Genomic DNA, 6,234 nt, shown 5'->3' on the forward strand with positions numbered 1-6,234 from the left:
GAGTAGCGGTTGTCCGCCAGGTTCAGCGTGGAGAGCAGGGTCAGTCCCTCGCGGGCAACCCGGGCCGCCGCTTCCGGCAGCCCCAGGGCCCGTTGGCAGCGGGCGAGCGCGGCGAAGACGGTGGACGGCGCGCACGGGAACACGCTGTCCTCATCGGCCGCCGCCCCGCTCCCGGAGCCCGGTTCGGGCGGGCCGGTGTCGTCGCCGGACGTGGCGTCGGTGCGCCACCCGGCCGGCATGGCGGCCGTGAGGTTCTCCAGCAGCCGGAGCGCGGTCCCCGGGTCGCCGGAGAGCTCCGCCAGCAGCGCCTCCAGCAGCGTGACCTGCTCAAAGGCGCCGGGAAAGCGCGAGAGATCCTCGCCGGACACCGCGGAGAGCTCGGAGCGCGCAGTGCCGGCCTCGCCCGCGAGCAGCGCCAGCTCGGTACGGGCCAGCGCGAGCTTCAGAGCGATGCCGGTGGTCGTCTCGACGCCGTCACGGAGGAACTCGACGGTGCAACCGAGCTGCTGGGCGAGGTAGGCGAGGGTGCGCTGGGTCGGCTGCCGGTGGCCGGACTCCAGAAGGGAGATGGCACTGGGCGAGACCCGGTCCCCGGCGAGGGCGGACTGTGACAGGCCGCGCCGCAGCCGCAGCGCGCGCAGCCGTTGCCCGAGGGCCGGCTGCGGCTCGTACTCGGGTGGGGCGGTCCCAGCACGCTCGTCGGGCGGAAGGGTGCACTCAGCATCGTTTGTCATGACAGGAGAATCTCCCCTTTCCCTATTGGTCGGGTTGGAAGTCAATCCATTCTGGGTGGAGAGCAGCGCTTCTGTAAGGCTCTGAGCTGAGCCTTTTACTAGCAGTCATGAACAACTCCTGGGGAAGCTTGACAGCCGTGTTCGATCCAGACCTAAACTAAGTCCGGTGCGCGGCCCGGTGCCGGGACACGGGTCCGACGTAAGGTCAACGCAGGGGGTTACTCGTGTCAAGTCACGTGCTGGTGGCGTACCACAGCGACAGCGGCTCTGTCGAAGAGCTCGCCACCGCCGTGGAGAGCGGCGCCCGGGAGTCCGGAGCCCGTACGCTCTTGCGCCGCCTGGGAACCGGCACCGGCGACACCGCCGCGGACGTCCTCGGCGACGTGCTCTGGGCCCAGGTCATCGCGGTGGGCACGCCCACCTACTTCGGCAACGTCTCCGCGCCCGTGCAGCGCTTCCTGGAGCACTGCCGTACCGCCGCGCTCGCCGGCGCGCTCGCCGACAAGATGGTCACCGCCTTCACCGCGGGCTCGTCGGCCAACGGAGGCCAGGAGTCCGTCCTGCTCGCCCTGCACCGCTCGGTCGCGGAGTGGGGGGCCCTCACCCTCCCGACCGGCTACACCGATCCCGCCTTCCGCGCGGTGGGCGGCAACCCCTACGGACTCTCCGTCACCACCGGCCCGGGCGGCCCGCTCGACCCGGGCGAGGCCGCCATGGCCGGCCGGGCCCTCGGCCGCCGGGCCATGGCGCTTGCCGAACGCTATCTCGAGCCCCTCGCCCGGTCGCGGTGACGGATCCCCGTCCCCCGCCGCGCGTCCGACCCGACCACCGAACCGGGAGTCACCCATGACCTCCGCCCAGCCGCAGGCCACCGCAGCCGACGCCACGACCTCCACGGACACCCCGGTCCGGGTGATCTTCATGATCACCGTCCCGGAGGAGAACACCGAGCGCTTCCTCACCGAGTACGACGCCATCTCCCGGCGTGTCGCCCAGGTGCCCGGCCACATCGAGGACCAGGTCGCCCGCTCCACAACCGAGCCGGACCGCTGGGTGATCACCAGCCTTTGGGAGAACGGCGTCGCTTTCGCGGAGTGGGAGCGCAGCCCCGAGCACCGCACCCTCGTCGGCCCGATGCGCGCCTGCTTCACCGAGCCGGTCTCGCTGCGCTTCGCGGTGCAGCGGCACACCCGCTGACCGACAGCCGTCCCGTCCAGCCAGTCCGCCCAGGAGGTACACCGCCATGCCAGGACCAGCCGGCCCGGCCGCGCAGCCCGCGGCTCCACCCAGCACCGACACCGAGGGCACCCCGCAGCTCGTGCCGCCGCGGGTGCGCGCCGCTCTCAGCTTCACCGTCCGGCAGGACGCGGTCGGCGAAGCCGCCCGCGTCCTCACCGACTACCCGTCGCCGCAGACCGAGGTCAACGAATACACCCGGCTGCTCGCCACGACCGTCTTCCTGGGCGGCAACCGGGTGCTGCGCATCGCCGACGTGACCGGCGACCTCGGCGCCGCGTTACGCCACCTGTCCTCCCAGCCCGCCATCCGCGAGGTCGAGCGCAGGCTCGACCCGCTGCTCACCGAGCCGCGCGACCTCACCGACCCGGCCGGGGCGCGTGCCTTCTTCTCACGCGCCATGATGCGCTGCTCGTCCGCCGCTACGGACGGGTGCCCACTCACCGGGCCGCTCCCTCGGCACCGCTGGGCGGCCCTGCTCCCGGTCCCGGAGGGCTCCGGGCCGCGCGCCGCCGAGCTCCTCACCGCGATCCGCCCCGCCACCGTCACCGCCGGCGCCGTGCACCGCGACGACGCGGTCGTCTGGCTCCTCGAGGGCGACCGGCGGCCGGACGAACTCCCCGCCGCCGCCTGCGCCGAGCCCGCGGTCCGCGACACCTGGCGCCCGCTGCTGGAGCTGCTGGCTCCCGCCCTGGACGAGGAGTCCCGCGGCCTGGACCTCCCGGACCTACTGGCCCGCTGGGCCATGCGCCGGGTCACCGACCGGCGGGCGTCATGACCGGCCCCGCGCGGATCGCGGTCTGCGGCCTCGGCGTGATGGGCGGCGGCATCGCCCGCCGCCTGGTGGACACCGGTGCCGAGGTCCGGGTGTGGAACCGGAGCGCCCAGCGCGCCGCTGAGGTTCGCGAGGCCGGGGCAGAGGCGTACGCGTCCCCCGCCCAGGCGGCGGACGGCGCCGAGGCCGTCATACTCTGCCTGTCCGACGGTGAGGCGCTGCGCGAGGTGCTCCACGGCCCGCAGGGCGTCCTCGCCTCGGCGGCCCCCGCCACCCTGCTGGTCTGCGCGGGAACCGTGGCCCCGGCGGACGCCGAGGCCCTCTGCGAGCGCGGAAGTGTGGTCGACGCGGGCCTGCTCGGCAACGGCGTCCACGCCCGCGAGGGCCAGCTGCGGATCCACCTCGGCGGCTCGGAGGAGGACACCGCGCGGGCGTCCGGCCTGCTGGCCGGGCTCGCCAAACAGATCGTCCGCGTCGGCCCGCTCGGCTCCGGCATGCGGCTGAAGCTGCTCATGAATCTCCTCATGGGTGTGGAAATGCAGGCCATGGCCGAGGCCGCGGCGCTGGCGGACGCCCAGGGACTGGACCGGAACGCCGTACTCAGGGCCATCGCCGCCAGCGGCTTCGCCTCCCCCATGATGCGCTACAAGACCGAGCGCATGACCGAGGAGCGCTGGGACGACCCGGACTTCCGGCTGCGCCTGATGCACAAGGACCTGCACCTGGTGAGCGAGGAGGCGGCGACCGCCGGGCTGCTCCTGCCACTGGCGTCCGCCGCCGCCGACACCCACGGACGGGCCGTCACCGAGGGCCTCGGCGACGCCGACTGCGCGGCCATCGCGCGGACCCTCGCCGACGCCGTACCCGTACGTGCCACTGCCGGGAGGCGTCCGTGACCATCGACGTGCACGGGCACCTCAGCCCTCCGTGGATGGCGGAGCGCTACCCGATGCCACCCGCCCTCTGCGACGTCGAGGGCATGATCGAGACCAAGCTGGCCGCGGGTGTCCGTATGACCGTGGTCGGCAGCCCGGTCGGCGCCGGTGCCATGGTCCCGGTTCCGGGTGTGGACAACTACGCCCAGCCCGAGAGCGACCTGGAGCGGCTGCACGACTGGCTCGCGGAGACCGTCCGGGCCCACCCGGACCACCTGCGCGCCTACGTGTACGCCAATCCGCTCGGCGGCACGGACCACTTGGCCCGGGCGGCGGCCCGGGTCCGCGACCCCGAGTTCGTGGGGTTCATCGTCAACAGCAGTGTGCGGGGCCGGTATCTGGACGCGCCGGAGGCCGGGGAGTTCTTCGCGATGGCGGAGGAGTCCGAGGTGCCGGTGCTGGTGCACGCCCCGGCCGTCCCGGCTGCCGGGCACGGGCTGGCCGACCTGGGACTGCTGGAACGGGTCGGCCGCTACTGCGACACGGCCATCGGCCTGGCCGTGATCGCCCACGCCGGCATCCTGGACCGCCACCCCCGGCTCCGCCTCATCGCCGCCGCGGCGGGCGGCGCCCTCGCTCTGATCGCAGCCCGCCTCGACGCTGCCGGCGCGGCCCCGGGACGCCCCGGAGCCGCCGGCGGCCCGCCCGGTGGCCGTCCCGGGGGTTCCGCCGGAGCCCCCGTCCCCGGCGGGTCCCCGGGTGCCGGGCGGCCAGGCACTCCCGGCGCCGCCGGAACCCCGCCCACCGAGGGCCCGGACAGGACGCGGCCCGGGGAGGCGCTGCGCCGCCTCCACATCGACACCGCCTCTCCGGGTGCGGCCTCGCTCCGCGCCGCACTCTCCTTCTTCGGCCCCGGCCGGGTGCTCTACGGCACCGACTCGCCCCCGCTCCGCACGGAGGCGGTCACCGGCCCGCTCCAGACCCTCGCGGCGGAGCTGCAGGACCTCGGGCAGCAGTCCGACGTCACGGAGGGCAACGCACTGCGCCTGTTCCCCCCGCGCCTCACCTCGCGCTCCGCAACCGTCTCCGGGAGGACATCGTGACCACCGCCGGCAGCACCGACTCCACCACCAGCGCGGACACCACGCCGGCCGCCGACCAGGCCCCGAACGTCCGGGTGATCTCGATCGACGAGGTCCCCGCCAACCGGCGGCGCGGCGGCGACGTCCGCACCCTGCTCAGCCCCAACACCGTCGGGGCCACCTCTGGCTTCCTCGGCGTGGCCATCCTCGACGAAGGGGAGCGCATCGCCGAGCACTACCACCCGTACTCCGAGGAGTTCGTGTACGCGATCCGCGGCGAACTGGAGATCGACCTGAACGGCGTCCCGCACCCGTTGCGCGAGGGGCAGGGGCTCCTGGTGCCGAAGAACATGCGCCACCGGGTGCGCAACACCGGCGCCGGCCAGGCCCGCATCGTCTTCCACCTCTGCCCGCTCGCCCCCCGGCCGGACCTCGGCCACGTCGATACCGAGGAAGCGTCATGACCCGCCGCGCTGTCGTGACCGGGGTCGGCCTGGTGGTCCCCGGAGGGGTCGGCACGGAGGCGGCCTGGCGGCTGCTCTCCGAGGGCCGTACCGCGACCCGCGGGATCACCCTCTTCGACGCCACCGGGTTCCGTTCCCGGCTCGCGGCCGAGGTGGACTTCGACCCCGAGCGCGAAGGACTGACCGCCGACGAGGCGGACCGCATGGACCGCTACTTGCAGTTCGCCGCGGTCGCCGCCCGGGAGGCCCTGGCGGACGCGGGCCTGGACACGGAGACCGAGAACCCCTGGCGGATCGGGGTCTCCATGGGCACCGCGGTCGGCGGCACCAGCAGGCTCGAGACCGACTACGTGTCCACCAGCTCGCACGGCCGGGACTGGAAGGTGGACACCGAGGCGGTCTCCCCCTACCTGCACCTCGCGCTCACCCCGAGCGTGCTGGCGGCCGAGACAGCCGGGCTGGCCGGCGCCCGCGGCCCGGTGCAGACCGTCTCCAGCGGCTGCACCTCCGGGCTCGACGCGGTCGGCTACGCCGCGCGGCTGATCGAGGACGACGAGGCCGACGTGGTGATCGCCGGGGCCGCCGAGTCGCCCATCTCGCCCATCGCCATGGCCTGCTTCGACGCCATCAAGGCCACATCCACCCGCAACGACGAGCCGGAGACGGCGTCCCGCCCCTTCGACCGCGAGCGCGACGGCTTCGTCATGGGGGAGGGCGGCGCCGTGCTGATCCTCGAGGACGAGGAGCACGCCCGGCGGCGCGGCGCCACGATCCACTGCGCGGTCGCCGGCTTCGCCACCCACGGCAACGCCCACCACATGACGGGCCTGCGGAGCGAGGGCACCGAGATGGCACGCGCCATCACGATCGCCCTGGACCAGGCGCACCTCGACCCGACGGACGTGGACTACGTCAACGCGCACGGCTCCGGCACCCGGCAGAACGACCGCCACGAGACCGACGCGGTCAAGCGGGCGCTGGGCGACCACGCCTGGTCCACCCCGATGTCCTCACTGAAGTCGATGGTCGGACACTCGCTCGGCGCCATCGGCGCCATCGAGCTGGCCG

General features: G+C 74.0%; 8 protein-coding genes. 7 read left to right on the plus strand and 1 reads right to left on the minus strand.

Features of this window, described 5'->3' with window-relative positions; genetic code table 11:
• Positions 1-734 (minus strand): helix-turn-helix domain-containing protein (locus ACTWQE_RS33290; RefSeq protein WP_443332826.1); only part of this gene is annotated, 734 nt, incomplete at its 3' end.
• A 224-nt stretch (positions 735-958) separates the two neighbouring features.
• Between ACTWQE_RS33290 and ACTWQE_RS33295 the strand changes: the two genes are divergently transcribed.
• The 7 genes from ACTWQE_RS33295 to ACTWQE_RS33325 form a co-directional block, all read left to right on the plus strand.
• Positions 959-1,525 carry a flavodoxin family protein gene (locus tag ACTWQE_RS33295; protein WP_443332827.1) on the plus strand — a complete coding sequence of 189 codons (567 nt, stop codon included), beginning with the start codon at positions 959-961 and terminating at the stop codon, positions 1,523-1,525.
• Positions 1,526-1,580: 55 nt separating this feature from the next.
• Positions 1,581-1,931 (plus strand): antibiotic biosynthesis monooxygenase family protein, encoded by a 351-nt coding sequence (locus tag ACTWQE_RS33300; RefSeq protein WP_443332828.1) that lies wholly within the window; start codon positions 1,581-1,583, stop codon positions 1,929-1,931.
• A 46-nt stretch (positions 1,932-1,977) separates the two neighbouring features.
• The gene (locus ACTWQE_RS33305) at positions 1,978-2,748 is read left to right on the plus strand and encodes a SchA/CurD-like domain-containing protein (protein WP_443332829.1); all 771 of its coding nucleotides are present in this window, start codon (positions 1,978-1,980) and stop codon (positions 2,746-2,748) included.
• Complete coding sequence (locus tag ACTWQE_RS33310) at positions 2,745-3,641, plus strand: NAD(P)-dependent oxidoreductase (RefSeq protein ID WP_443332830.1); 897 nt, start codon at positions 2,745-2,747, stop codon at positions 3,639-3,641. The genes ACTWQE_RS33305 and ACTWQE_RS33310 overlap by 4 nt, the downstream gene beginning before the upstream one ends.
• Positions 3,638-4,723, plus strand: coding sequence for an amidohydrolase family protein (locus ACTWQE_RS33315; RefSeq protein WP_443332831.1), 1,086 nt, complete (start codon positions 3,638-3,640; stop codon positions 4,721-4,723). Before ACTWQE_RS33310 ends, ACTWQE_RS33315 begins: the two co-directional genes overlap by 4 nt.
• 74 nt (positions 4,724-4,797) lie before the next feature.
• A complete protein-coding gene (locus ACTWQE_RS33320; RefSeq protein WP_443332833.1) occupies positions 4,798-5,166 on the plus strand; it encodes a cupin domain-containing protein in 369 nt (122 codons plus the stop codon).
• On the plus strand, positions 5,163-6,234 hold a 1,072-nt coding region (locus ACTWQE_RS33325), incomplete at its 3' end, for a beta-ketoacyl-[acyl-carrier-protein] synthase family protein (protein WP_443332832.1). The genes ACTWQE_RS33320 and ACTWQE_RS33325, both read left to right, overlap by 4 nt.

Origin of the sequence: Streptomyces sp. 8N706 (assembly GCF_052245415.1) — a bacterium.
Taxonomy (GTDB): Bacteria; Actinomycetota; Actinomycetes; order Streptomycetales; family Streptomycetaceae; genus Streptomyces.